This window comes from Neisseria wadsworthii 9715 (assembly GCF_000227765.1).
GTDB lineage: Bacteria > Pseudomonadota > Gammaproteobacteria > Burkholderiales > Neisseriaceae > Neisseria > Neisseria wadsworthii.
The window spans coordinates 1-842 of the sequence record NZ_JH165170.1; the positions used below are offsets into that span (position 1 = coordinate 1).

Annotated in this window: 1 protein-coding gene; it reads right to left on the reverse strand. The window is 58.2% G+C overall.

Going from position 1 to position 842, the window contains the following annotated elements:
* Nucleotides 1-842: DUF6531 domain-containing protein (locus HMPREF9370_RS12550; protein ID WP_009117690.1), on the reverse strand; the 842-nt coding region annotated here is incomplete at both ends.

An 842-nucleotide genomic window follows, 5' to 3' on the forward strand; every position in this document is an offset into this window, starting at 1 on the left:
GAACACCCGTTTGGTCAACTCGTTGTTGTAATCGTAATGGTATTGCTCGGTGCGCCCCAAGACATCGGTGACTTCGGTGTAGCCGTCGTGATAAGCGAAACGCCATTCTTCACCCAGCGAAGTCCAGTTGCGCAGTACTTTGCCGGTGGGGGTGTAATGGCTGTATTCGTAATAGGCGGTCAACCCAGCCGCATCGGTGTGCGACACCATCAGGTTGTTTTGATAGGTGAAACTGCGTTTGACCGCGCCGTCGCGGCCAATCACGCGCAACAAATCACCGCCGGCGCTGTATTCGTAGCGCACCAATGCCGTTCCAATCTGTGCGGCTTCGCCGACAGCAGGCAGGGCATCGAGCAGGGATACCGATAACAAGCGCAGCTTGGGCGCGGCGGCATCGGCGACATTGCCGAAGTGCAGGTAGAACACCCGCCCGTTGCCGTCGATAATATATTGCGGCAATCCGGTCAGTGGGTGGTAGATAAAACGCTGGTGGTTGCCGTTGGCATCTTCCACCGCCACCAACGGTAGTTCGGCGGAGTTATCGCCGTTCGGGTCGTCTGCCGACACCGCCAGCGGCGCGAAACGCAACGACACCGAACCGTCCAACGAGGCAATCACATAATGGCCGTCTGAATTTTTGCTGAACCAGATTTGTTCGCTCTCGAACAACACCGGTTCTTCATCGTCTTCGTCTACTTCCGGCAATGGGAACAGCCGCCCCTGATCGTCGATATAGGCCAAGCCCGCCGCATCGCGGATGATGCGTTGGCTGCCGGGCACGCTCCAGCCCTCGCCGAGCCAGCCGGTGCCGTCTTGGTCGGAATAATAGCTGCGGTTCCACA